The 26,066-nt window shown below is 52.7% G+C and carries 25 protein-coding genes and 1 pseudogene; 19 read left to right on the top strand and 7 right to left on the bottom strand.

Annotated elements, in window-relative coordinates; translation table 11 throughout:
- Window positions 1–12: 12 nt before the first annotated feature.
- Window positions 13–1,335: a D-serine ammonia-lyase gene (gene dsdA / locus NA624_RS10070; RefSeq protein ID WP_000428000.1), complete on the bottom strand. Its 1,323-nt coding sequence runs from the start codon at window positions 1,333–1,335 to the stop codon at window positions 13–15.
- A 17-nt stretch (window positions 1,336–1,352) separates the two neighbouring features.
- The gene (dsdX, locus tag NA624_RS10065) at window positions 1,353–2,690 is read right to left on the bottom strand and encodes a D-serine transporter DsdX (protein WP_000543317.1); all 1,338 of its coding nucleotides are present in this window, start codon (window positions 2,688–2,690) and stop codon (window positions 1,353–1,355) included.
- A gap of 225 nt (window positions 2,691–2,915) precedes the next feature.
- Here dsdX and dsdC point away from each other — a divergent pair, with 225 nt between their 5' ends.
- Together dsdC and NA624_RS10055 are read left to right on the top strand one after the other, a co-directional pair.
- Window positions 2,916–3,839, top strand: coding sequence for a DNA-binding transcriptional regulator DsdC (dsdC, locus tag NA624_RS10060; RefSeq protein WP_001522218.1), 924 nt, complete (start codon window positions 2,916–2,918; stop codon window positions 3,837–3,839).
- A 63-nt stretch (window positions 3,840–3,902) separates the two neighbouring features.
- Window positions 3,903–4,988, top strand: coding sequence for a cellulase family glycosylhydrolase (locus NA624_RS10055; protein ID WP_000238926.1), 1,086 nt, complete (start codon window positions 3,903–3,905; stop codon window positions 4,986–4,988).
- On the opposite strand, the gene emrD is transcribed toward NA624_RS10055, so the two are convergent.
- From emrD to NA624_RS10035, 4 genes and pseudogenes are all read right to left on the bottom strand, one after another.
- A complete protein-coding gene (gene emrD / locus NA624_RS10050) occupies window positions 4,915–6,099 on the bottom strand; it encodes a multidrug efflux MFS transporter EmrD (RefSeq protein ID WP_000828737.1) in 1,185 nt (394 codons plus the stop codon). The two genes, NA624_RS10055 and emrD, sit on opposite strands and share 74 nt — an antisense overlap.
- A 202-nt stretch (window positions 6,100–6,301) precedes the next feature.
- Window positions 6,302–7,162, bottom strand: coding sequence for a DMT family transporter (locus NA624_RS10045; protein WP_001547948.1), 861 nt, complete (start codon window positions 7,160–7,162; stop codon window positions 6,302–6,304).
- 92 nt (window positions 7,163–7,254) lie between these two features.
- Complete coding sequence (tisB, locus tag NA624_RS10040; RefSeq protein ID WP_000117642.1) at window positions 7,255–7,344, bottom strand: type I toxin-antitoxin system toxin TisB; 90 nt, start codon at window positions 7,342–7,344, stop codon at window positions 7,255–7,257.
- Window positions 7,341–7,455: pseudogene (locus tag NA624_RS10035) on the bottom strand (hypothetical protein). Before NA624_RS10035 ends, tisB begins: the two are co-directional and overlap by 4 nt.
- A 522-nt stretch (window positions 7,456–7,977) precedes the next feature.
- On the opposite strand from NA624_RS10035, the gene ivbL reads away from it, so the two are divergent.
- From ivbL to ilvN, 3 genes are all read left to right on the top strand, one after another.
- A complete protein-coding gene (ivbL, locus tag NA624_RS10030) occupies window positions 7,978–8,097 on the top strand; it encodes an ilvB operon leader peptide IvbL (RefSeq protein WP_058811726.1) in 120 nt (39 codons plus the stop codon).
- Window positions 8,098–8,203: 106 nt separating this feature from the next.
- On the top strand, window positions 8,204–9,892 hold the full coding sequence (gene ilvB, locus NA624_RS10025) for an acetolactate synthase large subunit (RefSeq protein ID WP_000168439.1): 1,689 nt from the start codon (window positions 8,204–8,206) through the stop codon (window positions 9,890–9,892).
- 3 nt (window positions 9,893–9,895) lie between these two features.
- On the top strand, window positions 9,896–10,186 hold the full coding sequence (ilvN, locus tag NA624_RS10020) for an acetolactate synthase small subunit (RefSeq protein WP_001171826.1): 291 nt from the start codon (window positions 9,896–9,898) through the stop codon (window positions 10,184–10,186).
- A 1-nt stretch (window position 10,187) separates the two neighbouring features.
- On the opposite strand, the gene NA624_RS10015 is transcribed toward ilvN, so the two are convergent.
- Entirely contained in the window at window positions 10,188–10,973 is a 786-nt protein-coding gene (locus NA624_RS10015; RefSeq protein WP_000448649.1) for a DeoR family transcriptional regulator, read from the bottom strand.
- 324 nt (window positions 10,974–11,297) lie between these two features.
- Here NA624_RS10015 and rbsK point away from each other — a divergent pair, with 324 nt between their 5' ends.
- The 14 genes from rbsK to NA624_RS09945 all read left to right on the top strand — a co-directional run bounded on the left by rbsK (window position 11,298) and on the right by NA624_RS09945 (window position 26,059).
- The gene (gene rbsK, locus NA624_RS10010; RefSeq protein ID WP_000350272.1) at window positions 11,298–12,218 is read left to right on the top strand and encodes a ribokinase; all 921 of its coding nucleotides are present in this window, start codon (window positions 11,298–11,300) and stop codon (window positions 12,216–12,218) included.
- 30 nt (window positions 12,219–12,248) lie between these two features.
- Window positions 12,249–13,565, top strand: coding sequence for an L-fucose:H+ symporter permease (fucP, locus tag NA624_RS10005; protein WP_000998359.1), 1,317 nt, complete (start codon window positions 12,249–12,251; stop codon window positions 13,563–13,565).
- An 11-nt stretch (window positions 13,566–13,576) separates the two neighbouring features.
- A complete protein-coding gene (locus tag NA624_RS10000; RefSeq protein ID WP_000213188.1) occupies window positions 13,577–14,590 on the top strand; it encodes an aldose 1-epimerase family protein in 1,014 nt (337 codons plus the stop codon).
- A 153-nt stretch (window positions 14,591–14,743) separates the two neighbouring features.
- The gene (uhpA, locus tag NA624_RS09995) at window positions 14,744–15,334 is read left to right on the top strand and encodes a transcriptional regulator UhpA (protein WP_000633672.1); all 591 of its coding nucleotides are present in this window, start codon (window positions 14,744–14,746) and stop codon (window positions 15,332–15,334) included.
- Window positions 15,334–16,836, top strand: a complete 1,503-nt coding sequence (gene uhpB, locus NA624_RS09990; protein ID WP_001091248.1) for a signal transduction histidine-protein kinase/phosphatase UhpB — start codon at window positions 15,334–15,336, stop codon at window positions 16,834–16,836. The genes uhpA and uhpB overlap by 1 nt, the downstream gene beginning before the upstream one ends.
- Before the next feature lie 9 nt (window positions 16,837–16,845).
- Window positions 16,846–18,174 carry an MFS transporter gene (locus NA624_RS09985; protein WP_000948165.1) on the top strand — a complete coding sequence of 443 codons (1,329 nt, stop codon included), beginning with the start codon at window positions 16,846–16,848 and terminating at the stop codon, window positions 18,172–18,174.
- Window positions 18,175–18,316: 142 nt separating this feature from the next.
- Complete coding sequence (uhpT, locus tag NA624_RS09980) at window positions 18,317–19,708, top strand: hexose-6-phosphate:phosphate antiporter (RefSeq protein ID WP_000879181.1); 1,392 nt, start codon at window positions 18,317–18,319, stop codon at window positions 19,706–19,708.
- Window positions 19,709–19,900: 192 nt separating this feature from the next.
- A complete protein-coding gene (locus tag NA624_RS09975; RefSeq protein WP_001519640.1) occupies window positions 19,901–20,353 on the top strand; it encodes a DUF1198 domain-containing protein in 453 nt (150 codons plus the stop codon).
- Between the two features lie 352 nt (window positions 20,354–20,705).
- Entirely contained in the window at window positions 20,706–21,449 is a 744-nt protein-coding gene (locus NA624_RS09970) for a GntR family transcriptional regulator (protein ID WP_000854956.1), read from the top strand.
- Between the two features lie 17 nt (window positions 21,450–21,466).
- Window positions 21,467–21,940 carry a PTS sugar transporter subunit IIA gene (locus NA624_RS09965; RefSeq protein ID WP_001152232.1) on the top strand — a complete coding sequence of 158 codons (474 nt, stop codon included), beginning with the start codon at window positions 21,467–21,469 and terminating at the stop codon, window positions 21,938–21,940.
- Window positions 21,937–22,224 carry a PTS sugar transporter subunit IIB gene (locus tag NA624_RS09960; protein ID WP_000041396.1) on the top strand — a complete coding sequence of 96 codons (288 nt, stop codon included), beginning with the start codon at window positions 21,937–21,939 and terminating at the stop codon, window positions 22,222–22,224. The genes NA624_RS09965 and NA624_RS09960 overlap by 4 nt, the downstream gene beginning before the upstream one ends.
- Before the next feature lie 76 nt (window positions 22,225–22,300).
- Window positions 22,301–23,659 carry a PTS galactitol transporter subunit IIC gene (locus NA624_RS09955; RefSeq protein WP_000997827.1) on the top strand — a complete coding sequence of 453 codons (1,359 nt, stop codon included), beginning with the start codon at window positions 22,301–22,303 and terminating at the stop codon, window positions 23,657–23,659.
- On the top strand, window positions 23,652–25,136 hold the full coding sequence (locus tag NA624_RS09950; protein WP_001113551.1) for an FGGY-family carbohydrate kinase: 1,485 nt from the start codon (window positions 23,652–23,654) through the stop codon (window positions 25,134–25,136). Before NA624_RS09955 ends, NA624_RS09950 begins: the two co-directional genes overlap by 8 nt.
- A gap of 62 nt (window positions 25,137–25,198) precedes the next feature.
- On the top strand, window positions 25,199–26,059 hold the full coding sequence (locus NA624_RS09945) for a class II aldolase (protein ID WP_001131798.1): 861 nt from the start codon (window positions 25,199–25,201) through the stop codon (window positions 26,057–26,059).
- The last annotated feature ends 7 nt before the right edge of the window (window positions 26,060–26,066 follow it).

The following is a 26,066-nucleotide window of genomic DNA, read 5'->3' as shown; positions in this document are numbered from 1 at the left end:
ACTGAGCGAGTATTAGCGTCCTTTTGCCAGGTATTGTTCCATTTCATCCTCCGGCACCATGCCGCCCCCGGTTGCCCATACCAGATGCGTCGCGTTGCCGAGCTGCGTCTGATTGAATCCATGCCTTTGCTGATACTCGGTGGCGGCGCAAATGCGCTGTGGCCCGGCCATCCCCGCCAGAGCTGATGGCTCCAGTCGAATTCCTTCCTCCTGCGCCAGCCAGCCCAGCATGTCGTACATTGTTTGATCGTCTAAGGTATAGAGGCCGTCAAGCAGGCGCTCCATTGCCCGACCAACAAAGCCCGAAGCGCGACCTACCGCCAGGCCGTCCGCCGCCGTCAGGTTATCAATACCGATATCTTGTACTGAGATGGCATCGTGCAGACCGGTATAAACGCCGAGTAACATGCAGGGTGAATGGGTCGGTTCGGCAAAGAAACAGTGGACGTTGTCGCCAAACGCCAGTTTCAGGCCAAAGGCGACGCCGCCAGGGCCGCCGCCAACGCCGCACGGCAGATAAACAAACAGTGGGTGGCTGGCGTCAACGACGCGTCCCTGTTGCGCGAATTGCGCTTTCAGGCGCTGGCCCGCTACCGCATAGCCCAGAAATAGCGTGCGGGAGTTTTCATCGTCGATAAAGAAACAGTTTGGATCGGATTGCGCTGCTTTACGACCCTGCTCAACCGCCACGCCGTAATCATCTTCGTATTCTACGACCGTCACGCCGTGGCTACGCAGCTTCGCTTTTTTCCAGGCGCGGGCGTCGGCAGACATATGTACCGTCACTTTAAAACCAATGCAGGCGCTCATGATACCGATCGATAGCCCCAGATTGCCGGTTGAACCGACGGCGATACTGTATTGGCTGAAGAATTGTTTAAATTCCGGCGAAAGCAACACGCTATAGTCATCGTCGGTGGTTAACAGACCCGCCTCCAGCGCCAGTTTTTCCGCGTGCGTTAGCACCTCGTAGATGCCGCCGCGCGCTTTAATGGAACCAGAGATTGCCAGGTGACTGTCTTTTTTTAACAGCATTTCACCGTCGATCGTTTGCCCATACTCTTTTTCCAGCCGCTTTTGCATGGCCGGAATAGCGACCACGTCAGATTCGATCATGCCGCCAGCGGCAGCGGTTTGCGGAAACGCTTTCGCCAGATACGGCGCAAAGCGCGCCAGACGGTCATGGGCGGCGTTTACGTCCTGCTCCGTCAGGCCGACATACGGTAGACCTTGTGCAAGAGAGGTGGCGCCCGGGTTAAACCAGGTGGTTTCTTTGAGGGCGACTAGATCCTGGACCAAAGGATACCGGGCGATGAGCTTTTGTATGTTTTCCATAGTACGTCTCTTTACGATCAGATGATAAAGGAAAGCAGGAATGTGCCAGCCAGTGCAACGACAGATGCGATAAACGTGGCCGTCGTATAGTATTTAAACGTTTCATTCAGCGTAGCGCCGCAATACTGCTTGACCAGCCAGAACAGGGAATCGGTCACGATCGTGCAGCCAATGGCGCCGGAACCAATGGCAATCGCAATGATCTCCGGGCTGACGTCAGGATAGAGCGGCAGCATGGGCGCAACAATCGCGGTGGCGCCCATCATCGCCACCGTCGCAGAGCCGACCGCCGCGTGCAGAATCAGCGCTACCAGCCATGCCAGCAGAATCGGGTGCATATGCATATTTGAGAGGATCACCGCCAGCGTGTCCGCCAGCCCGCTACTTTTGAGAATGGCGTTGAACGCGCCGCCCGCGCCGATAATCAGCAGGATGTTCGCAATGGCGCCAAAGCCGTTTTCGGTGTGGGTAAGTAGCGCGCTCATCCCCATATGCTGGCGCAGACCGAGTATGTAATACGCCACAAAGACAGCGATAAACATCGCGGTGATCGGATTACCGATAAACTCCAGCAGCGTATACAACGTGCCGTCTTTCGCCATATTCAGTTCAGCGACGGTTTTCACCAGCATCAGGCCAATCGGCAGCAGAACGGTAAACAGCGTTGCGCCCAGCGACGGCAGGGTGTTTTCGGCGCGCACTTCAAGATCCGCAAACTCTGTCGGTACGGGCTTGAACGGCAGACGATTACCCAGAAACTTTAAGAACAGCGGGCCGCCGACCAATGAGGCCATCAGCCCGACCAGTAGACCGTAGACAATCACCGAGCCGATATCCGCCCCCAGTTTATTTGCGACAAACAGCGCAGCCGGATGCGGCGGTACCACGCAATGGACGGCCATCAGCGCGGTACACAGCGGAATGGCCAGCTTCAGCAGCGAGGTATGGGTTTTTTTAGCGATAGAAAACGCCAGTGGGATGAGCAACACGACGCCCACTTCCACGAACAACGTGATTCCGCAAATCAGCCCCACCAGTACCATGATCACGTCAGCTGAGAGCCAGCGGCAGCGCTGGAGAGTAAGCCCGATGCGTTCCGCCGCGCCGGAAACCTCCATCATTTTGCCGAGGATGGTGCCAAGACCGATAACGGCGGCCAGAAAACCGAGCGTACCGCCTATTCCGTTTTCTATCGCCGTGACCATCTCCAGCGGCCCCATGCCCATCATCGCGCCGACAAAGAAACTGGCGAGCAGTAACGCCAGGAAGGGGTGGAATTTAAACTTCACGATGGTCAATACGATTAACACGATGCTGATCAGCAGCGTGCTCACTACCCAGATTTGAGCGTGCATATCTCACCTACCCTGTGATTAATCTGTTCTTATTGGACAGAAAAACAGCACCTCCTGACAAACGATATAATTTGCCATTCACATGATGTAAATTGAATCAACTATGTGATTTCCATCTAATATTGCCTTTATTTTGCGATATGGTTCATTTTGCTTCATCTATGTGCGGATTTTTTCAGCGTGTTTTTTTACACTTCGGGAAATTAAAAGATGACTGAGGTTGCCATGGAACCCCTTCGCGATACCCGAAACCGCTTACTCAACGGCTGGCAGTTATCCAAACTCTATACTTTTGAAGTCGCGGCCAGACACCAGTCCTTTGCTCTGGCGGCAGATGAGCTGTCGTTAAGCCCAAGTGCGGTAAGCCATCGTATCAATCAACTGGAAGCCGAGTTGGGAATCCAGCTATTTGTCCGCTCTCACCGTAAAGTGGAGCTTACCCATGAAGGCAAACGGGTATTCTGGGCGCTGAAATCGTCGCTGGATACGTTGAATCAGGAAATCCTCGATATCAAAAATCAGGAACTGTCCGGCACGTTGACCGTGTATTCACGCCCCTCTATCGCCCAGTGCTGGCTGGTGCCCGCGTTGGGGGACTTTACCCGTCGCTATCCGTCAATTTCTCTCACTATGCTGACCGGCAACGATAACGTTAACCTACAGCGTGCCGGCATTGACCTGGCTATCTATTTTGACGATGCGCCGTCGGCGCAGCTCACGCACCATTTTTTAATGGATGAGGCGATTTTGCCCGTTTGCAGCCCGGATTACGCCCATCGTTTCGCCTTGCAGGACAACCTGAATAACTTGCGGCACTGTACGCTCTTGCACGACAGACAGGCGTGGAGTAACGATTCGGGCACCGATGAGTGGCACAGTTGGGCGCAGCATTTTGCGGTAAATTTGCCGGATTCATCCGGCATTGGCTTCGATCGTTCTGATTTAGCGGTGATTGCTGCGATGAACCACATTGGCGTGGCGATGGGGCGTAAACGGCTGGTGCAAAAGCGTCTCGACAGCGGCGAACTGATTGCGCCTTTTGGTGACATGAGGCTGAAATGTCATCAGCATTATTATGTCACCACTCTGCCTGGCAGGCAGTGGCCGAAAATCGAGGCATTTATTCGCTGGTTGCAGGAACAGGTGTGAAGATTTATTACGCTTTGTCGCTACACCTGCCGGGAGTGAATATGCTAAATACGTGCTATCACCGTGGTAAAAATTTTAGGGGGCGTCGTGTTTAAACCGCTTATTGCCTCTCTCATGCTGACCAGCGCGGTCGTCTATGCGAAACCGATGCCTTTGACGGCGGCGCGCTATGCGCAGCAGCTTGGCGTTGGGATGGATGTTGACTGGGCGCGAACGGAACGGGGTATCCGCGAGTTTGATCCGCTGGTCGTGCGGGATTTTAAGGCAAAAGGGTTAACGCATGTCCGTATTCGTGTGGCAGGCGCGCCGACGGAAGCGCGCCTCATCCATTTGCGTAAGCTGGTAGAGGCCTGCGAATACTATGGCGTCATACCCATTATTGCCTATCAGGCGGATGCGTATAAAACCGATCCCAGCGCCAGCCATGAAAAGGAGCTGATCAACTGGTGGAGCGTGGTCGCGCGCTATTTTGGTCAGACATCCCCGCTTTTGGGGTTCGATCTCATTTATGAGCCTGCCGACAAACTTAATCATAATATGGCGTCGCTGAATCGCGTATATGACAAAACCATCCGCCTGATTCACGCCATTGACCCACAGCGGATGATTTTCGTTGCCCCCCGCATGCGCGCCGCGCCGGAGGATTTGTCGGCGCTTAAACTGCCGGCGCAAAGCCAGAACTATGTACTGGCGGAGTGGCACATCTTCCCGTGGGGCCCCCTGAAAAGCGGCGGTAAATATCCGTGGACATCAGGCACGGCGGCGGAAAAAGCGGCGATTCGGGCACGGATCAACGCTGCGGTTCGCTGGCAGCATAAGACCGGCCATGCAAGCTGGGTGGGCGGATGGGCGCCGGGAGAGTCGATAAAAATGACGCCGGTCGCTTCACAGTTCGCGTTTGCCCGTTTTATGGCCTGCGAGCTGAAAAAAGCGCATATTCCGTATGCGATAAACGCAGACACTCAGTTTTATGACGGCGAAGAAGGAGCGTGGCGCCCGGCGCAGGAGCCCCTGCTCAATGCGATGATCGCGCCGGAATGTGAAACGCCCGGCAAAAAGCCGGGCGAGGGGAACGTTAAACCGTCTGTCCCTGATGCGATATCCGTGACGCCAGCGGCAGCCAGCACGCCAGGATCAGTAATCCCATAAGGGTCATCAGCAATCCCAGACTGCCCTGACCGGTTTGCGGCAACATTGCCGAAAGCCACGCCAGTACGCCGGAACCAATATTTTGCAGCCCGCCGACCAGCGCGCCAGCGGTGCCTGCGAGGAACGGAAACGGCTCCATCGCGCCGCTGGTGGCCAGTGGAAATAACATCCCGGCACCGAAGAAAAACAGTGCAGCGGGGATGAGTAGCGTCCAGACGTTCATCACGCCAAACCAGCCGGGAATCCACATCATAAGGCCTGCCAGCAGACAGCAAATAACTGACTGCCACATCAGGGTTGAGAAGCGTTTATTCGGGCGTCCGGCAAACCAGGCGCCGAAGAACGCCGCCGGAATCGGCAGAATAAACAGAATGCTTACCACCATACTGCTGAGACCTAATACTGCCCCCATCAGCACGCCGGAACAGGCTTCAAAGACCGCAATGCCAGCCAGCCCGCCGATTAGCATCAGCAGATAACAGTTAAATGCGCCGTTGCCAAACAGCGTTTTATAGCTGGCGATCAGCCGTGTGCGCGGCGCGCCGGCGGGGCGGGTTTCCGGCATCCAGCGCGCCATGCTGAAGGTGACGCCAGCGCAAAGCACCAGCAGGAAAGCGTAACACGCGCGCCAGTTCCACAGGGTGTCCAGCAGACCGCCAATCAGCGGCGCTAACAGCGGGCTGACCAGAATCCCCATATTTAACAGGCTATTGGCGTGACGAAGTTGCGTTCCTTCATACAGATCGCGCGGGAGCGTTCTCGCCATTACTCCGCCAACGCCGGTTCCCATCCCTTGCATGGCGCTGGCGGCAATCAACACCGTCAAACTATGCGTGGTCATGGCGAACAGAGTCGCTACCATAAAAATAGACATGCCGACGAGGATTACCGGGCGGCGCCCAACCCGGTCGGAAAGCGGGCCGTAAAACAGTTGCGAGACGCCGTAGGTCAGGAGGTAAGCAGCCATTACGCTCTGGACGGCGCCTTCCCGGACGTTTAGCGCTTGTGCCATATCGGCGATGGCGGGAATATAAATGGTTTGCGCCATCTGCCCTACGGCCACTAGTAACACCAACATCAACAACAAATTGACGTTTCTCTGCCTTTTCATTTCGCTGATTACTTTTCAAAAAAAGAAAAAATAAGAATAACTTGCTGCGCATTCCCATAAATGCGAGAGGAATCTATCACACCAGAAAAAGAAGGCCAGACAGCGACCAGCAATGGCAGACGAAGGAACGGCAGGATATGTAAACAAAAGCGGCAACAAATGTTGCCGAGAATGTGTTACGTCTGCGGCTGTTATTGGGCAATTATGACAGACGGAGTAAAATCGCCCCGAGGGCAATCCCGCCTGCCGCCACCAGACGTAGCCCGGCCACTTTCTCTTTAAGCAACAGCCAGGCTATCAGCGCGCCGAATAAAATCGACGTCTCACGCAGCGCGGCGACCACCGCCAGCGGCGCCTGGGTCATGGCCCATAGCGCCAGCCCATAAGATCCCATAGTGCCAATCCCGCCAAAAATGCCTTTTTTCCACTGTTGCGCCAGATAACGCGACGCTTCCCGCCGCCGCGCAATCATCGCCCAGGTTAACAGGCAGGCGCCGTTGAGAAAAAATGACCATAGCGTATAGCCCAGCGCCGTTTCGGAGAGTCTTACGCCGGTCCCGTCCACCAGCGTATATCCGGCAATAAAACAGGCGTTAGTTAATGCCAGCACGACACCACGTTGAGAGCTGGCGCGGCCATTACAGGCCATCCCAAGTATCGCCATACAGATCACTGCGATGCCGATCCAGGCCATCGACGACAGGCTGTCGCCAAGAAACAGAACGCTAATGAGCGCCACCAGCAGCGGCGCGGTGCCGCGCATAAGAGGATAGGTCTGGCTCATGTCCGAGACCTGATAGGTTTTCGCCACCAGGACGGTATACACCACCTGGAGCGCGGTAGAGGCCGCTAAAAAAGGGATACTGGCGTGAGCTGGCTGCGGCGAGAAGGGCAAAAGGATCAATGCCATGACCGCCGCGGAACCGCTGACGCCGATCGCGGCGTAGAGCTTATCGTTTCCCGCTTTGACAATGGCGTTCCAGCTGGCATGTAGCAGCGCGGCGAACAGCAAAATGCAGAAAACGGAAAGGGTCATAGCGTCAGGCGTCGTTGAGGATGTCATAAAAACGTAACATACCCGGGAAGCGAAAGACCAGCGGATAAGGTGAAAGGGGAGCGGTTGCCCGCTCCCCTTCGGTGCGGCTTGAATCTGAATTACTTAAGGTATTTCAGAACAGCATCAAGCAGTTGCAGTGCTGCAACAATGAGTTTCAGGATAAGAATGGTGATATCCACTACGCTCATACGCGTCTCCTGTGGTTAAGGAGCACTGCCAGCCGACGTACCTTTCCGCTGCCTGTTGCCAGCTGTTGCGCACGCGATCCCTTTTGCGAGGAATAGTGTGCGTGTTGACATAACACAGTGTGCTCACGAGGGGGTTAAGGCGCTGACGGCACCACCCGTTTCAGCCAGGACTTCGTTGCGCCGGTTTACGATGCGGCCCCCGCATAACACATTGTGTCAAAGACATTATAGTTAAGTACTGTATAAATTAACAGTAATTTATAGACAGAACGGAGCTTCTGATCCATACTCAAATTCATCAAAATTCGCGCCGAAATTGCGCGTTCTGCACAGAACGCGTATACTTCTGCTGTTGACATAACACAGTGTGCTTCGCGGCTACCACCCGCATTACGCTGTAAGAACCTCGCTTCGGCGAGGTTTTTTGTTTTCCGGCATTGTGAAACGCGTGATCATCAATCCCGGCGATTACCGGAAGGCGCTACGCTTATCACGCCTATACTCAAAGCGTGTAAATTCGTAGAAAAATGTGATCGCTGACGCATTTTTGTGCAGATGAAAATTTTTCCGTTGTCATGCTGAAAGCGCTGTGCTTGTATAAAACGTGTTAATAACAAACAGACAAGGCCCCTAATGAACCCTTCCATGCTGAACGCGACCCTACTAACAACTGCGCCATCTCGCGCAGTGGTCGTCGTGCGTGTGGTGGTGGTCGTCGTGCGTGTGGTGGTGGTCGTCGGCAATGCGCCGTAGGGTCCGGAACACACACGATTCCAAAACCCCGCCGGCGCAAACCGGGCGGGGTTTTTTGTTTAAGACACCTTCCCGGAACGTCGGCTCAGAATAAAAGGAATGGAGCATGGCAAGTTCGGGCACAACATCTACACCTCAGCGCTTTACGGGCGCGGAATTTATTGTTCATTTTCTGGAGCGCCAGGGGATTCGTATCGTCACCGGCATTCCCGGCGGTTCGATCCTCCCCGTTTACGACGCGTTAAGCCAAAGCACGCAAATCCGTCATATTCTGGCGCGCCACGAACAAGGCGCGGGGTTTATTGCGCAGGGGATGGCGCGGACGGAGGGTAAACCTGCTGTTTGTATGGCCTGTAGCGGGCCGGGCGCGACCAATCTGGTCACGGCCATTGCCGATGCGCGCCTGGATTCCATTCCGTTAATCTGCATTACCGGGCAGGTTCCGGCGTCCATGATCGGTACTGACGCGTTTCAGGAAGTGGATACCTACGGTATCTCTATCCCCATCACCAAGCACAACTATCTGGTCAGAAATATCAATGAGCTGCCTCAGGTGATGAGCGATGCTTTTCGTCTGGCGCAGTCGGGGCGTCCCGGCCCGGTGTGGATAGACGTTCCTAAAGATGTGCAGACGGCGACAATTGAGCTGGATGCGTTGCCGTCGCCGGCGGAAAAATCACCCCCGCCGGAGTTTAGCGCGGAGAGTATCCGCGAGGCCGCCGCAATGATTAACGCGGCGAAGCGTCCGGTGCTGTATCTGGGCGGCGGCGTGATCAATGCGCCGACACGCGTGCGCGAACTGGCGGAAAAAGCGCAACTGCCGACGACAATGACCTTAATGGCGCTGGGAATGCTGCCTAAGGCGCATCCGCTGTCGTTAGGAATGCTGGGGATGCACGGCGCGCGCAGTACCAATTTTATTCTGCAAGAGGCCGATTTACTGATTGTCCTGGGCGCGCGTTTTGATGACCGGGCGATTGGCAAAACGGAGCAGTTTTGTCCGAACGCCAAAATCATCCATGTGGATATCGATCGCGCCGAGTTAGGCAAAATTAAGCAGCCGCATGTGGCTATTCAGGCGGATGTCGATGATGTACTGGCACAGTTAATTCCCCATATCGAGGCACAGCCGCGGGAAGCATGGCATCAGTTGGTGGCGGACTTGCAGCAAGAATTCCCCTGCAGTATTCCCCAGGAAAATAACCCGCTTAGTCACTATGGGCTGATTAACGCAGTCGCCGCCTGTGTGGACGACAACGCGATTATTACCACTGACGTAGGTCAGCATCAGATGTGGACCGCGCAGGCTTATCCGCTCAACCGTCCGCGTCAGTGGCTGACTTCCGGCGGGCTGGGCACCATGGGGTTTGGTCTGCCCGCGGCGATTGGCGCGGCGCTGGCGAATCCGGGCAACAAGGTGCTGTGTTTTTCCGGCGATGGTAGTTTGATGATGAATATTCAGGAGATGGCTACCGCCAGTGAAAACCAGTTGGATGTGAAAATTATCCTGATGAATAACGACGCGCTGGGACTGGTACATCAGCAACAGAGTCTGTTCTATAAACAGGGCGTTTTTGCGGCAACCTATCCGGGAAGCATCAATTTTATGCAGATTGCCGCCGGGTTTGGTCTGGACACCTGTGATTTGAATAACGAAGCCGATCCGCAGGCGGCGTTGCAGGCTATCATTCGTCGTCCTGGACCGGCGTTGATCCACGTGCGCATTGATGCGGAAGAAAAAGTGTATCCGATGGTGCCGCCGGGCGCGGCAAATACAGAGATGGTGGGGGAATAAGCCATGCAGAAACAATCACATGATAACGTTATTCTGGAGCTGACCGTTCGCAACCATCCTGGCGTGATGACCCACGTCTGCGGGCTGTTCGCCCGACGCGCTTTCAACGTTGAGGGTATTCTCTGTTTACCGATTCAGGGTAGCGATCAGAGCCGCATCTGGCTTCTGGTCAATGACGATCAGCGGCTTGAACAGATGATCAGTCAGATCGATAAACTGGAAGACGTGGCGAAGGTGGTACGAAACCAGTCCGATCCCACCATGTTCAATAAAATTGCCGTCTTTTTTGAGTAAGTTATTCACTTTCCGAATCAGGCGTGATGACTTTGACGGAACCATTCCGACAGTGAACGGCATAATCTGTCGGTAATGGGCGATCGCTAATCAGGACATCAAAGGCAGAAAGCGGACCAATGCTGGCAGGCGCGACCTCATCAAACAGGGCGTGACGCGCCAGCAAAATTTTGCGCAGACCGCGCTCCATCGCTTTACGTTTGGCGGCAAGATCATCCGGGTTAAACCAGCTCACGCCAAAATGTTCATGTACGCCGCTGGCGGAAATAAACACTTTGCGCGGATTGAGCGAATCCAGCGCCGAAGGATTATTGGCATCATAAAAGGCATCGCTCTTGGCCCGATAGGTGCCGCCGCACAGAATCGCCGTGGCATTAGGCTTTTCATTCAGCGCGATAAATACCCGATGCGAGTAGCAAATCCCGGTAAAGGTAATATCATCCGGTATCATGCTGATAACTAATGGCATTTCCGGACCGTTATCAAAAAAAACCAGATCGTTTTCACGCACCAGGCCGGCGGCCAGGATCGCAACGGGAAGGTCGTCCCGATGATGCGTCTTTTTCGCCGGCAGCGGCATAGTGGTTGAAGACGTAGGCTTATTTACCATGACGATATAGCCGCCGAGCAGCGTCAGCGGTAAAGGGTCATCATCCTGGCTGAGATCGCGGCGAATGGTCATCACCGAAACTTCCAGCATCCGCGCGGCGTCTTTCAGATGGATTCGATCGGTCTTTTTCAGTAACTCCATCAAGCGTCGGATACGTTCTTTTTGCTTGGTCTCCATTCACCCTCTCCGCAAATCATGTTGTTATGTTCCATCAGTAACATTTATGTGTTTCTGAGAACATTACAGTGTGGCACTACTATACGTCTGGCCGTCAGGAAATAAAAGTGGGTTTATTCGCGTTTTATAACAATAAATAGTTAATTTTCAGTAAATTGTAACCCTAAAAATGATTTGATGCGCGTATGTTCCGCCAGGGATTGTTCACGCAGTAAATGGCAAAATGATCCTCTAATCGCGATCATAGTCACAAATGATACGGAAGTAACATGATAATGTTATTTTAATATCATTGTCGTGTGACGATTTCTGAGAGGGAGTAAAATGGATATCGCGGTTATTGGCTCTAACATGGTGGACCTTATCACCTACACCAACCAGATGCCCAAAGAAGGGGAAACTCTGGAAGCGCCGGCGTTTAAAATCGGCTGCGGCGGAAAAGGGGCGAACCAGGCCGTGGCGGCCGCTAAGCTCAATTCAAAAGTATTGATGTTGACCAAAGTGGGCGACGATATTTTTGCCGACAACACCATTCGTAATCTCGAATCCTGGGGGATCAATACGACGTATGTAGAAAAAGTACCGTGTACCAGCAGCGGCGTAGCGCCGATTTTCGTCAACGCCAACTCCAGCAACAGCATTCTGATCATCAAAGGCGCTAACAAGTTTCTCTCGCCGGAAGATATCGATCGCGCGGCGGAAGATTTAAAAAAATGCCAGCTTATTGTTCTGCAACTGGAAGTTCAGCTGGAAACGGTTTATCACGCAATAGAATTTGGCAAGAAACACGGGATTGAAGTGTTATTAAACCCTGCGCCAGCATTACGGGAATTAGATATGTCTTATGCCTGTAAATGCGATTTCTTTGTACCCAATGAAACCGAGCTGGAAATATTAACCGGTATGCCAGTGGATACCTATGACCATATTCGCGCAGCGGCACGTTCGCTGGTGGATAAAGGGCTGAACAATATTATCGTCACCATGGGTGAGAAAGGCGCGCTGTGGATGACGCGTGACCAGGAAGTCCATGTTCCGGCGTTTCGAGTGAACGCTGTCGATACCAGCGGCGCGGGCGATGCCTTTATCGGCTGTTTCGCGCATTACTACGTCCAGAGCGGGGATGTGGAAGCCGCCATGAAAAAAGCCGTCCTCTTTGCCGCTTTCAGCGTCACCGGGAAAGGCACCCAATCCTCTTATCCAAGCATTGAGCAATTTAATGAGTATCTTTCGTTGAACGAATAACAATCACCCTGCACTGTTAAAGGTAGCACTATGAACGATAAAAACATCGTTCAGATGCCCGACGGGTATCTGAATAAGACACCTCTGTTCCAGTTTATTTTGTTATCCTGTTTATTCCCATTATGGGGATGCGCAGCCGCGTTAAATGATATTCTGATTACGCAATTTAAAAGTGTATTTTCGCTGAGCAACTTTGCTTCGGCATTAGTACAAAGCGCCTTTTATGGCGGTTATTTTTTAATTGCTATTCCGGCCTCGCTGGTCATTAAAAAAACCAGTTATAAAGTGGCGATACTTATCGGCCTGACGCTATACATTGTCGGCTGTACGCTCTTTTTTCCGGCGTCGCACATGGCGACCTACACTATGTTCCTCGCGGCGATTTTCGCCATTGCGATTGGCCTGAGTTTCCTGGAAACGGCGGCGAACACCTACAGTTCGATGATCGGGCCGAAAGCCTACGCCACGCTGCGGCTGAATATCAGCCAGACCTTTTATCCGATCGGCGCGGCGGCAGGCATTTTATTGGGTAAATATCTGGTCTTTTCCGAAGGGGAAAGCCTGGAAAAACAGATGGCGGGCATGAATGCTGAGCAAGTCCACAACTTCAAGGTGCTGATGCTGGAAAACACTCTGGAACCCTATAAGTACATGATTATGGTTCTGGTAGTGGTGATGGTACTGTTCCTGCTGACGCGTTTCCCGACCTGTAAAGTCGCGCAAACCGCGAGTCATAAACGCCCCTCGGCGCTGGATACGTTACGCTATCTCGCCAGCAATGCCCGTTTCCGTCGCGGTATTGTGGCGCAGTTCCTGTATGTGGGAATGCAGGTGGCGGTCTGGTCGTTCACTATCCGTCTGGCGCTGGAGTTAGGCGATATCAATGAGCGCGATGCCTCAACCTTTATGGTCTACAGCTTCGCCTGCTTTTTTATCGGCAAGTTTATCGCCAACATTCTGATGACACGCTTTAACCCGGAAAAAGTCCTGATCCTTTACTCTGTGATCGGCGCGCTGTTCCTGGCCTACGTGGCGCTGGCGCCCAGCTTTAGCGCGGTATACGTGGCGGTGCTGGTCAGTGTTCTGTTTGGCCCCTGCTGGGCGACCATTTATGCCGGAACGCTCGATACCGTCGATAACGAGCATACCGAAATGGCGGGGGCGGTGATCGTGATGGCGATTGTCGGCGCGGCGGTGGTTCCTGCGATTCAGGGTTATGTGGCGGACATGTTCCACTCGCTACAGCTCTCATTCCTGGTTTCCATGCTGTGCTTTGTTTACGTTGGCGTTTACTTCTGGCGCGAAAGCAAAGTGCGCGGCAACCTGGCTGAAGTCGCCGCGTCCTGAGGAGATCAACCATGACAACACGTATTACATTATGGCGGGAGCTTTTTAACGAGCAGCCGCGTATCTTGCTGGAAAATGACGATTTTACGGTTACGGCGTTTCGTTACGCCAGCGGCGTGGAAGGATTGAAAATACAAAACAGCCGCGGTCATCTGGTGATTCTGCCCTGGATGGGGCAGATGATTTGGGACGCGCAGTTTGACGGTCATGATCTGACTATGCGCAACATGTTCCGCCAGCCGAAGCCGGCTGCGGAAGTGGTGGCAACGTATGGTTGCTTTGCTTTCCATTCCGGACTATTGGCGAATGGCTGCCCGTCGCCGGAAGATATACATCCGCTGCACGGCGAGATGCCCTGCGCTGCTATGGACGACGCCTGGCTGGAGTTAGAGGGCGACAGTCTGCGCGTGACCGGGCGCTACGAGTATGTGATGGGGTTCGGTCATCATTATCAGGCGCAACCTGCGGTGGTAATGCGTAAAGCAAGCGCGCTGTTTGATATTCAGATGACCGTGACTAACCTGGCTTCAGTCGCCATGCCGCTACAGTACATGTGCCACATGAACTATACCTATGTGCCGAACGCCACGTTCCGCCAGAATATCCCGGATACCGCGCTGAAGCTACGCGAGTCGGTGCCGGCGCATGTCAAACCCACAGCGCAGTGGCTGGCGTTTAATCAACGGCTTTTGCAGGGTGAAGCCTCGCTGGCAACGCTCAACGAGCCTGGTTTTTACGACCCGGAAATCGTGTTCTTCGCCGATGAACTGGACAGATACACGGATACCCCGGAATTCAGTATGATCGCCCCGGATGGCACCACGTTCGTGACACGTTTCGCCAGCGCGGAGCTGAATTACGTGACCCGCTGGATTCTTTATAACGGCGATCAGCAGGTTGCCGCCTTTGCCCTGCCCGCGACCTGTCGGCCTGAAGGTTTTCTCGCGGCGCAGCGAAATGGAACCTTGCTTCAACTGGAACCGCAGCAAACCCGGACGTTCACCGTCACGACAGGCATTGTCTGACCGCTCAAGGCTTGAACACCCAGGCACTTATCGTTAAGGTAAGTGCTTTTGCCGGATGGCGGCATTAATGCCTTATCCGGCCTACAACGGCACCTGCCCGTAGGCCTGATAAGCGCAGCGCCATCAGGCATGCCTTAGCGCCAGGATGAACCCATGATTACCGTTGCCCTTATCGACGACCACCTTATCGTCCGCTCCGGCTTTGCACAGCTACTGGGGCTGGAACCCGATTTGCAGGTGGTCGCCGAATTTGGTTCCGGGCGCGAAGCGTTGGCAGGCTTGCCGGGGCGCGGCGTACAGGTGTGTATCTGCGATATCTCAATGCCGGATATTTCCGGACTGGAGCTGCTAAGCCAACTGCCAAAAGGGATGGCGACGATCATGCTCTCGGTTCACGATAGCCCGGCGCTGGTGGAACAGGCGTTGAACGCCGGTGCGCGCGGTTTTCTCTCTAAACGCTGTAGTCCGGATGAACTGATCGCCGCGGTGCATACGGTGGCGACGGGCGGCTGCTATTTGACCCCCGATATTGCCGTGAAACTGGCGGCGGGTCGGCAAGATCCGCTGACCAAACGCGAGCGTCAGGTGGCGGAAAAACTCGCCCAGGGTATGGCGGTAAAAGAGATTGCCGCCGAGCTGGGGCTGTCGCCAAAAACGGTGCATGTCCATCGCGCGAATCTGCTGGAAAAATTAGGCGTCAGCAATGACGTTGAACTGGCGCATCGCATGTTTGACGGTTGGTAATGAACACCTTTTTTTCCCGTTTAATCACCGTTGCTGCCTGCTTTTTTATTTTCTCCGCCGCGTGGTTCTGCCTGTGGAGCATCAGCCTGCATCTGGTAGAACGCCCGGAGCTGGCGGCGCTGCTCTTTCCCTTCGGCCTGCGCCTGGGACTTATGCTGCAATGCCCGCGCGGCTACTGGCCAGTATTGCTGGGCGCGGAGTGGCTGCTGGTGTACTGGTTGGCGCAGGAAGTTGCACTGGCCCATCTGCCGCTTTTGATGATCGGTAGTGTGTTGACGCTACTGCCCGTGGCGCTGACTTCGCGTTACCGCCATCAGCGCGACTGGCGCACGTTATTGCTTCAGGGCGCGGCCCTCACCGCCGCGGCGCTACTGCAATCCCTGCCCTGGCTGGGGCAGGGGGAAGCGGCATGGAACGCGCTACTGCTGACCCTCACGGGTGGTCTGACGCTGGCCCCCATCTGCCTGGTTTTCTGGCACTATCTCACCAGCACTACCTGGCTGCCGCTGGGACCATCGCTGGTATCGCAGCCGGTAAACTGGCGCGGGCGGCATCTGATCTGGTATCTGCTGCTGTTTATCGTCAGTCTGTGGCTGCAACTGGGGTTACCTGCTGAACTTTCGCGCTTTACGCCGTTCTGCCTGGCGTTGCCGATTATCGCGCTCGCCTGGCATTATGGCTGGCAGGGCGCGCTCATTGCCACACTGATGAACGCTATCGCGCTGATCGCCAGCCAGACCTGGCACGATCATCCCGTCGATTTATTACTTTCGCTGTTGGCGCAAAGCCTGACCGGGCTACTGCTTGGCGCGGGCATTCAGCGTCTGCGCGAGCTGAACCAGTCGTTGCAAAAGGAGCTGGCGCGCAACCATCGGCTGGCGGAGCGTCTTCTGGAGACCGAAGAGAGCGTGCGGCGCGATGTTGCGCGTGAGCTTCACGATGACATCGGGCAGACCATCACCGCGATTCGAACCCAGGCGGGCATTGTGCAACGACTGGCGGCGGATAACGGCGGCGTGAAGCAGAGCGGGCAACTTATCGAGCAGCTTTCGCTGGGCGTGTATGACGCCGTGCGTCGCCTGCTGGGGCGCTTGCGCCCGCGCCAGCTAGACGACTTAACGCTGGCGCAGGCCATCCGTTCGCTGCTGCGCGAAATGGAGCTGGAAAGCCGCGGTATTGTCAGTCACCTCGACTGGCGAATTGACGAAACGGCGTTGAGTGAAAGTCAGCGCGTGACGCTGTTTCGCGTCTGTCAGGAAGGGCTGAATAACATCGTAAAACATGCCAATGCCAGCGCGGTGACGCTCCAGGGCTGGCAGCAGGATGAGCGGCTGATGTTGGTGATTGAGGATGACGGCAGCGGCCTGCCGCCGGGCTCTCAGCAGCAGGGCTTCGGCCTGACCGGAATGCGCGAACGCGTGTCGGCGCTCGGCGGGACGCTAACCATCTCTTGTACCCACGGTACGCGGGTGAGCGTCTCGTTGCCCCAGCGTTACGTTTAAGGAAGGATAATGCTTTCGTTTTTAAAAGCCCCGGCCAACGCGCCGCTCATCACCGATAAGCACGAGGTTGACGCCCGCTATCGCTACTGGCGGCGGCACATCCTGATCACCATTTGGTTGGGTTATGCGCTGTTCTATTTCACCCGTAAAAGCTTTAACGCCGCCGCGCCGGAAATCCTTGCCAGCGGCATTCTGACCCGCAGCGATATCGGCCTGCTGGCGACGCTGTTTTACATCACCTACGGGGTGTCGAAATTTGTCTCCGGCATCGTTAGCGATCGCTCTAACGCTCGCTATTTTATGGGTATCGGGCTGATTGCGACCGGCATAGTGAATATTCTGTTCGGCTTCTCGACCTCGCTGTGGGCCTTTGCTCTGCTATGGGCGTTGAACGCCTTTTTCCAGGGGTTTGGATCGCCGGTTTGCGCCCGTTTGCTGACCGCCTGGTACTCGCGTACCGAGCGCGGCGGCTGGTGGGCGTTATGGAATACCGCGCACAATGTCGGCGGGGCGCTGATCCCTCTCGTTATGGCCGCTGTCGCCCTGCATTATGGCTGGCGCGTCGGAATGATGGTGGCCGGATTGCTTGCCATCGGGGTGGGCATGGTCCTCTGCTGGCGGCTGCGCGACCGTCCGCAGGCGATTGGTTTACCGCCGGTAGGCGACTGGCGGCACGATGCGCTGGAGGTAGCCCAACAGCAAGAGGGCGCGGGGCTAAGCCGCAAAGAAATCCTCGCTAAATATGTGCTGTTGAATCCCTATATCTGGCTGCTTTCGCTGTGTTACGTCTTAGTGTACGTGGTGCGCGCGGCGATCAATGACTGGGGCAACCTGTATATGTCCGAGACGCTGGGCGTAGATTTGGTCACGGCCAACACGGCAGTATCGATGTTTGAGCTGGGGGGATTTATCGGCGCGCTGGTGGCGGGCTGGGGCTCGGACAAACTCTTCAACGGCAACCGCGGACCGATGAATTTAATCTTCGCCGCCGGGATTCTGCTCTCTGTGGGTTCGCTGTGGCTGATGCCGTTCGCCAGTTACGTGATGCAGGCGGCCTGTTTCTTCACCACCGGTTTCTTTGTTTTCGGCCCGCAGATGCTCATTGGCATGGCGGCGGCGGAGTGCTCGCATAAAGAGGCGGCGGGCGCGGCCACCGGTTTTGTCGGCCTGTTCGCCTATCTCGGCGCGTCGCTTTCCGGCTGGCCGTTAGCGAAAGTGCTGGAGATCTGGCACTGGACCGGTTTTTTTGCGGTCATCGCCATCGCGGCGGGGATCTCCGCGCTATTGCTGCTGCCATTTCTGAACGCCCAGGCCCCACGCGAGACCAGCGAAGCGTGATGCACCTCACCTTTTTGCGCTGAATGGGGCAAAACTAAGAAATTTTCCCGGTTTTGCCTGGACGCTGTCGCAGGCCACTTTTCCTGTGGATTTTTACAATGCCTGCCATTCGCAGGTGTAAAAATTAGCTCAGGAGTAATCCATGCTGGCCTTCTTAAACCAGGTGCGCAAGCCGACCCTGGATCTGCCGCTCGATGTGCGGCGTAAAATGTGGTTCAAGCCGTTCATGCAGTCCTATCTGGTGGTTTTTATCGGCTACCTGACCATGTACCTGATCCGCAAAAACTTTAACATCGCGCAGAACGACATGATCTCTACCTACGGGTTGAGCATGACCGAGCTGGGGATGATTGGCCTGGGCTTTTCGATCACCTACGGCGTGGGGAAAACGCTGGTTTCCTACTACGCTGACGGTAAAAATACCAAGCAGTTTCTACCGTTTATGTTGATCCTCTCCGCTATCTGTATGCTCGGCTTCAGCGCCAGTATGGGCGCGGGGTCAACCAGTCTGTTTCTGATGATCGCTTTCTATGCCCTGAGCGGTTTCTTCCAGAGTACCGGCGGATCGTGCAGCTACTCGACCATCACCAAATGGACTCCGCGTCGTAAACGCGGCACCTTTCTCGGCTTCTGGAATATCTCCCACAACCTCGGCGGCGCGGGCGCGGCAGGCGTGGCGCTGTTCGGCGCCAACTACCTGTTCGACGGTCACGTCATCGGCATGTTTATCTTCCCGTCGATTATCGCGCTGATTGTTGGCTTTATCGGTCTGCGTTTTGGCAGCGACTCCCCGGAGTCTTACGGTCTGGGTAAAGCTGAAGAACTGTTCGGCGAAGAGATCAGCGAAGAGGATAAAGAGACTGAAGAAAACGAAATGACCAAGTGGCAGATCTTTGTTGAATATGTATTGAAAAACAAAGTGATCTGGCTGCTGTGCTTCTCCAATATCTTCCTGTATGTGGTGCGTATTGGTATCGACCAGTGGTCAACCGTCTACGCCTTCCAGGAACTGAAACTTTCTAAAGAGGTGGCGATTCAGGGCTTTACCCTGTTCGAAGTGGGCGCGCTGGTCGGCACGTTGCTGTGGGGCTGGCTCTCTGACCTGGCGAACGGTCGTCGTGCGCTGGTAGCCTGTGTGGCGCTGGCGTTAATCATCGCCACCCTCGGCGTCTACCAGCACGCCAGCAACCAGTATGTCTATCTGGCCTCGCTGTTCGCGCTCGGTTTCCTGGTGTTTGGGCCGCAGCTGTTAATTGGCGTGGCGGCAGTCGGTTTCGTACCGAAAAAAGCTATCGGCGCTGCGGACGGTATCAAGGGAACCTTTGCTTATCTTATCGGCGATAGCTTTGCCAAGCTGGGTCTGGGCATGATTGCCGACGGCACCCCCGTTTTTGGTCTGACCGGCTGGGCGGGCACCTTCGCCGCGCTGGACGCCGCCGCGATCGGCTGTATCTGCCTGATGGCGATGGTCGCCGTGATGGAAGAGCGCAAAATCCGCCGTGAGAAAAAAATTCAGCAAGTCAATATCGCTTAAATGTGTGCATTTGGTAACGTTTTGCCCGGCTTAACGCCGGGCTTTTTTATGCCTTGCGTTCGTCAGACAGGATATCCGGCGTCTTGCGTAAATGAAGACAGGCGTTAATAAATCACATCCTGACAGGCCAGAACGTCGACAGTTATAAATTTACCGTTATGATGGGCCTCCTGTTTGGTGACGGATGTGCGCATGATTTGGTTGATTCTGGCCACGTTTGTGGTGGTGTTTATTGTGGGTTTTCGGGTGCTGACATCGGATACTCGCCGGGCGATTCGCCGCCTGAGCGAACGTCTGAATATTGATGTAGTGCCGATAGAATCGATGATTGATCAGATGGGTAAAACGGCGGGCGGTGAGTTTTTACAGTATCTGCATCGCCCTGATGAGTCGCATTTGCAAAATGCCGCTCAGGTGTTACTGATCTGGCAAATGGTGATTGTCGATGGCGGCGATCAGAATTTGCAGCGGTGGCATCGGTTGCTGCAAAAAGCGCGTTTAGCTGCGCCGATCACCGATACGCAGGTACGGCTGGCGCTGGGCTTTTTGCGCGAAATGGAACCCGATATGCAGGAGATCAACGCGTTTCAACTGCGCTATAACGCCTTTTTTCAGCCGGAAGAGGGTGTCCACTGGCTGCATTGATACTCTTCACTATCTCGTTAACAAAAGACGAGATGAATGAGGCTGGCAAGGGCGGCGAGCCACGATTAACGGCCTGGAGACGCGATTCATCGTTAGCCAAATAAAGCGTAGCCGCCATCGTATTTGCTAAGGGTGAACCACAGAAGTAACGCACCGAATAACCGCTAACGACGCCAAAACATCAGAGACTTATAGCTCATCATTTCCGTGACATATATCACGGAAATGTGATCTTGTTTTGAACACTAAAACTGTGACTCCTTGCCATACCTCCTGTCTCAAAATTTCTTATCATAAACTCGAAGTTGTACATGATTGTCTATAGACAACTCTAAATGTTTAGGCGCGCCCCATGAAAACATTGAGTAAAAGTTCACACATCCCACTGTATCAACAGGTTGTGGAGTGGATAAGGGAAAGTATTTATAGCGGAGAATTAGTTGAGGATGACCGGATACCTTCAGAGTTTCAAATCATGGATATGCTGGAGGTGAGTCGCGGTACCGTTAAAAAAGCGGTTGACCAACTTGTCCGGGAAGGTGTTCTTGTGCAAGTGCAGGGTAAAGGAACTTTCGTAAAGAAGGAAAATGTTGCTTACCCACTGGGTGAAGGTTTGCTCTCCTTTGCTGAAGCCTTAGCCAGCCAGAAGATAAACTTCACAACCAGCGTCATAACCTCCCGACTGGAACCCGCTAACCGCTTTGTAGCAGAGAAACTGAGTATCAAACCGGGACAAGATGTTTTATTTCTTAAACGCCTTCGTTGTATTGGCGATGAAAAAGTCATGTTGATTGAAAATCGTATCAACATTGATCTCTGCCCCGGTATTATTGATGTAGATTTTACCAGGGAGAATTTATTTTCAGCAATAGAAAGATTATCCGATAAGAAAATAAGTTTTTCTGAAAGCCGTTACGCAGCTAAATTAATTGGTAATGAGCGAGGCCATTATCTTGATATTGGTGAAGACGCACCTGTTTTGCATTTGGAACAGTTGGTATTTTTCTCTAGAGGATTGGCCATTGATTTTGGTAACGTCTGGTTAAAAGGTAATAAATATTATCTTGGCACTATTTTACAGCGCCTGGATGCCTAACTAGCAAAGAGGAATCTATGCAGGATATTCATTTTCGCCGTCATTATGTTCGCCACCTTCCTAAAGAGGTGAGTCAGAATGACATAATCAAGGCTCTTGCCAGTCCGTTAATTAACGATGGTATGGTTGTATCTGATTTTGCCGATCACGTCATTACGCGAGAACAGAATTTTCCAACGGGTCTACCGGTTGAGCCTGTAGGTGTCGCTATTCCACATACCGATCACAAGTATGTTCGCCAAAACGCCATTAGCGTTGGAATACTGGCAGAACCCGTCAATTTCGAAGATATGGGCGGGGAACCAGATCCCGTACCTGTCAGGGTGGTGTTTATGCTTGCTTTAGGTGAAAGCAATAAGCAGCTCAACGTACTGGGTTGGATTATGGATGCGATCCAGGATGAGGATTTTATGCAGCAGTTACTGGTCATGAATGATGATGAAATTTATCAGTCAATTTACACACGCATATCTGAAAGAGGTGAAGTATGAGTAAAATGATACTATTTGTTTGCGCAACGGGTGTTGCTACTTCCACGGCTGTGGCAGAAAAAGTAATGGAATATTGTAAAGACAATGGACTTGATGTTAATTATTCACAAACTAATGTAGCCTCATTGCCAAACAATACCGATGGTGCAGCTTTGGTTGTATCAACAACGAAAGTTCCTTATGAACTGGATATTCCGGTTGTTAGTGGCCTGCCAATCATTACCGGAGTAGGTGAAGATAAAGTTCTTGAAAAAATAGTTTCAATCCTTAAAGGCCAAGCCTGATTTCATAAATAAAAAAACAGATAAATTATCCAGGCGCTAACGCGAGGTCTGGTCACATCTGAATAAGAGGTCGGATATGAATGATATAGCACATACTCTCTATACCGTTGTGCAATATGTCCTGGGATTTGGCCCAACGGTTTTATTGCCGCTGGTCCTTTTTTTCCTGGCATTGTTCTTCAAAGTAAAACCCGCTAAAGCACTTCGCTCATCATTAATTGTCGGAATAGGGTTTGTCGGAATTTATGCCATCTTTGACATACTTACCAGCAATGTAGGCCCGGCTGCACAGGCAATGGTTGAGCGAACTGGTATTAGTCTGCCTGTGGTCGATTTAGGCTGGCCACCGTTGGCCGCAATTACCTGGGGCTCACCAATCGCACCCTTTGTCATTCCTCTGACGATGCTGATTAATGTCGCCATGCTGGCCCTGAATAAGACACGTACTGTTGATGTCGACATGTGGAACTACTGGCACTTTGCCCTGGCTGGAACGCTGGTTTACTACAGCACAGGGAGTTTTGTTTTGGGTCTGTCCGCAGCCGCTATTGCCGCGATCGTGGTTCTCAAACTGGCGGACTGGTCTGCGCCATTAGTGGCAAAGTACTTCGGTCTGGAAGGTATTTCACTTCCGACCCTGTCATCTGTCGTCTTCTTTCCGATTGGATTGCTGTTCGACAAAATTATCGACAAAATCCCTGGCGTTAACCGTATTCATATTGATCCGGAAAACGTTCAGAAAAAAATGGGAATCTTCGGTGAGCCTATGATGGTGGGTACTATTCTGGGGGTCTTGTTGGGCATCATTGCCGGGTATGACTTTAAACATATCCTATTGCTGGGGATCAGCATTGGCGGTGTCATGTTCATTCTTCCGCGTATGGTACGAATTTTGATGGAAGGTTTATTACCTCTGTCTGAAGCCATTAAGAAATATTTGAATGCCAAATATCCTGGCCGTGATGATCTCTTTATCGGATTGGATATCGCGGTAGCAGTAGGTAACCCAGCCATTATATCTACAGCACTGATTCTGACACCCATCTCTGTCTTTATTGCATTCCTTCTTCCTGGCAATAAAGTCCTGCCACTCGGAGACCTTGCGAACCTGGCAGTCATGGCTTCCATGATTGTACTGGCATGTCGTGGCAATATTTTCCGGGCTGTGATAACCGCAATTCCTGTTATTGTCGCCGACTTGTGGATTGCGACCAAAATTGCGCCATTTATTACCAGTATGGCTAAAGATGTCAATTTCAAAATGGCTGAGGGGTCAAGTGGTCAGGTATCAAGCTTCCTTGATGGCGGTAACCCCTTCCGTTTCTGGCTGCTTGAAATATTCAACGGAAATATTATTGCTATCGGGCTGATTCCTGTGCTTGCGCTGATTATTTATGGTGTTTTTCGCCTGACAAAAGGAACGGTCTATGCCTGATTACCACGCAGCGCTTGTCATTGACATTGGCACAACTAACTGCAAAGTCAGCTGTTATTCCTGTCATGACGTGTCAGTTCTGGAAGTCCGCAAGTTTCCGACGCCAATAATATCGTCGGACAAAGGCGAGGTAGATTTCGATATCGAAGCGCTGTGGCAGGCACTGCGACTGGTAATGGCTGAACTGGTGGCTTCAGTACCGTTTCCGGTAAAAAATATCAGTATTGCGAGTTTCGGTGAGTCTGGTGTCTTTGTGGATAAGGAGGGCGTCATTCTTACCCCGATGCTGGCCTGGTATGATCGACGTGGTGAATCTTATCTCTCGTCATTAAGCAAGGCAGAGGCTGAAGAACTGTATTCTATAACGGGATTGCCACCTCACAGTAATTACTCAGCATTTAAAATGAGATGGTTGCTTGATAACTACTCCTTGCATGAAAGAAAAGATATCTGCTGGTTACATGCACCAGAAGTGTTGTTGTGGCGAATGACAGGTGCGAAAAAGACGGAAATATCCCTGGCCAGTAGAACGTTGTGTCTGGACATTGCTCGCCGTACCTGGTCTCGTAATGCTGCCGGGATTCTCGGCATACCGTTCGGTGTACTGGCTCCGTTGATAAAGCCAGGTGAAGTGGCCGGATGGGTGACGGCAACGCTTAGAGAGGAATTGGGCTTCTCTCATGAGGTAAAAGTTACCCTGGCCGGGCACGATCATATGGTCGGTGCCCGCGCATTACAGCTGCAACCGGGCGATGTGCTGAATTCTACCGGCACGACAGAGGGTATTTTACTGCTGAATACACAACCAACGCTTGATGTGCAGGCTCGCAGGGATAAGCTGGCAAATGGTTGTTACTCCGATGGTGAATTTTTCACGCTTTTCGCTTCTCTGCCTGTCGGCGGTTATGCGCTTGAATGGGTGAAAAAAACCTTTCGTTTAACTGATAAGGAAATAAGCACAGGCCTGGAAAAAGCCATGGAGCAATACCTCAAACCTTCCTGGTCTGTCGAGCATGTGCCGGTATTTATTCCTCATTTGCGGGGCTCGGGTTCGCCAAATAAAAATCGGCACACCCGTGGCCTGCTTTTTGGTCTGACGGATTCACTTCCTCCGGAGTCTCTGCTTGAGAGTGTCTTTATCGGCCTGGCGATGGAGTTTGCACACTGTCACGGGTGCTTTAATATCCCGGCGGGCAGGACAGTAAAAGTCATTGGCCCTGCGGTGAAAAACCCATACTGGCTCCAGTTGAAGGCTGACATCCTCCAGTGTCCAATTGAGGCCATTGCTTTTGATGAAACCGTCTCCCTTGGAGCATTGTTGATAGCCTGTCCGAATGTTGTCCCCCCGACTGTTCCTGTGGCTGAGCGATATTTTCCTGACGCGGTTCGTTCTGCAAAGTTGAAAATATATCAGCAGCAATGGCTGTCATTTTACCAATTTAAACTGCGGCAAGAAGGGGCGCTTATTGGTGAATAACTGTGATAACTCAATAGTTCGATAATTTACTTACACTGCTCACATAAATATCTGGAGTTAATATGCCTTTAGTCAATGGTAGGATCCTGCTCAATTGTATTCAGGAAAAACATGTCCTTGCGGGGGCATTTAATACAACGAACCTGGAGACAACAATTTCCATTCTTAATGCAATAGAACGTTCCGGATTGCCCAATTTTATTCAAATTGCTCCTACTAATGCACAGCTTTCTGGTTACGATTACATTTATGAAATAGTTAAGCGACATGCCGATAAAATGGATATTCCTGTCAGCCTGCATCTGGATCATGGGAAAACTCTGGAAGATGTTAAGCAGGCTGTCCGGGCCGGATTTACCTCAGTAATGATTGATGGCGCGGCGCTACCGTTCGAAGAAAATATTGCATTTACCCGAGAAGCTGTCGATTTCTGTAAATCATTTGGTGTTCCCGTCGAAGCGGAATTAGGCGCTATTCTGGGTAAGGAAGATGATCATGTCAGCGAGGCTGACTGCAAAACTGAACCTGAGAAGGTTCAGCGCTTTGTTGAGGAGACAGGGTGCGACATGCTGGCAGTGTCAATTGGTAATGTACATGGTCTTGAAGATATCCCACGCATTGATATCCCGCTATTACAACGCATCGCGTCTGTCAGTCCGGTACCTTTGGTTATTCATGGAGGTTCTGGTATTGACGCGGATATTCTTCGCAGCTTTGTTAATTACAAAGTAGCCAAAGTGAATATTGCGAGTGATTTGCGCAAAGCCTTTATTACTACTGTTGGTAAGGCTTGGGTAAATAATAACAACGAGGCTAATCTGGCGCGTGTCATGGCGAACGCAAAACAGGCAGTTGAGGATGATGTTTATTCTAAAATTAAGATGATGAATAAAAATCACTCAGCATTCCGCAAAGTCTCTTAAGGAAAAT

It is taken from the genome of Salmonella sp. NW38, assembly GCF_051807745.1.
Taxonomy (GTDB): Bacteria; Pseudomonadota; Gammaproteobacteria; order Enterobacterales; family Enterobacteriaceae; genus Salmonella; species Salmonella enterica.
This window is presented reverse-complemented; position numbering and strand designations above follow the sequence as displayed.

Bases quoted from the DNA above. Each gene is read 5' to 3' on its own strand.
- NA624_RS10015 (WP_000448649.1), bottom strand. From the start codon at position 10,973: ATGGAGACCAAGCAAAAAGAACGTATCCGACGCTTGATGGAGTTACTG.
- NA624_RS09975 (WP_001519640.1), top strand. From the start codon at position 19,901: ATGATTTGGTTGATTCTGGCCACGTTTGTGGTGGTGTTTATTGTGGGT.
- uhpB (WP_001091248.1), top strand. From the start codon at position 15,334: ATGAACACCTTTTTTTCCCGTTTAATCACCGTTGCTGCCTGCTTTTTT.
- NA624_RS09965 (WP_001152232.1), top strand. From the start codon at position 21,467: ATGCAGGATATTCATTTTCGCCGTCATTATGTTCGCCACCTTCCTAAA.
- NA624_RS09960 (WP_000041396.1), top strand. From the start codon at position 21,937: ATGAGTAAAATGATACTATTTGTTTGCGCAACGGGTGTTGCTACTTCC.
- NA624_RS09950 (WP_001113551.1), top strand. From the start codon at position 23,652: ATGCCTGATTACCACGCAGCGCTTGTCATTGACATTGGCACAACTAAC.
- NA624_RS10045 (WP_001547948.1), bottom strand. From the start codon at position 7,162: ATGACATCCTCAACGACGCCTGACGCTATGACCCTTTCCGTTTTCTGC.
- ilvN (WP_001171826.1), top strand. From the start codon at position 9,896: ATGCAGAAACAATCACATGATAACGTTATTCTGGAGCTGACCGTTCGC.
- dsdA (WP_000428000.1), bottom strand. From the start codon at position 1,335: ATGGAAAACATACAAAAGCTCATCGCCCGGTATCCTTTGGTCCAGGAT.
- ilvB (WP_000168439.1), top strand. From the start codon at position 8,204: ATGGCAAGTTCGGGCACAACATCTACACCTCAGCGCTTTACGGGCGCG.
- NA624_RS09955 (WP_000997827.1), top strand. From the start codon at position 22,301: ATGAATGATATAGCACATACTCTCTATACCGTTGTGCAATATGTCCTG.
- tisB (WP_000117642.1), bottom strand. From the start codon at position 7,344: ATGAGCGTAGTGGATATCACCATTCTTATCCTGAAACTCATTGTTGCA.
- emrD (WP_000828737.1), bottom strand. From the start codon at position 6,099: ATGAAAAGGCAGAGAAACGTCAATTTGTTGTTGATGTTGGTGTTACTA.
- NA624_RS10000 (WP_000213188.1), top strand. From the start codon at position 13,577: ATGACAACACGTATTACATTATGGCGGGAGCTTTTTAACGAGCAGCCG.
- uhpA (WP_000633672.1), top strand. From the start codon at position 14,744: ATGATTACCGTTGCCCTTATCGACGACCACCTTATCGTCCGCTCCGGC.
- dsdC (WP_001522218.1), top strand. From the start codon at position 2,916: ATGGAACCCCTTCGCGATACCCGAAACCGCTTACTCAACGGCTGGCAG.
- uhpT (WP_000879181.1), top strand. From the start codon at position 18,317: ATGCTGGCCTTCTTAAACCAGGTGCGCAAGCCGACCCTGGATCTGCCG.
- dsdX (WP_000543317.1), bottom strand. From the start codon at position 2,690: ATGCACGCTCAAATCTGGGTAGTGAGCACGCTGCTGATCAGCATCGTG.
- NA624_RS09985 (WP_000948165.1), top strand. From the start codon at position 16,846: ATGCTTTCGTTTTTAAAAGCCCCGGCCAACGCGCCGCTCATCACCGAT.
- NA624_RS09945 (WP_001131798.1), top strand. From the start codon at position 25,199: ATGCCTTTAGTCAATGGTAGGATCCTGCTCAATTGTATTCAGGAAAAA.
- NA624_RS09970 (WP_000854956.1), top strand. From the start codon at position 20,706: ATGAAAACATTGAGTAAAAGTTCACACATCCCACTGTATCAACAGGTT.
- fucP (WP_000998359.1), top strand. From the start codon at position 12,249: ATGAACGATAAAAACATCGTTCAGATGCCCGACGGGTATCTGAATAAG.
- rbsK (WP_000350272.1), top strand. From the start codon at position 11,298: ATGGATATCGCGGTTATTGGCTCTAACATGGTGGACCTTATCACCTAC.
- ivbL (WP_058811726.1), top strand. From the start codon at position 7,978: ATGAACCCTTCCATGCTGAACGCGACCCTACTAACAACTGCGCCATCT.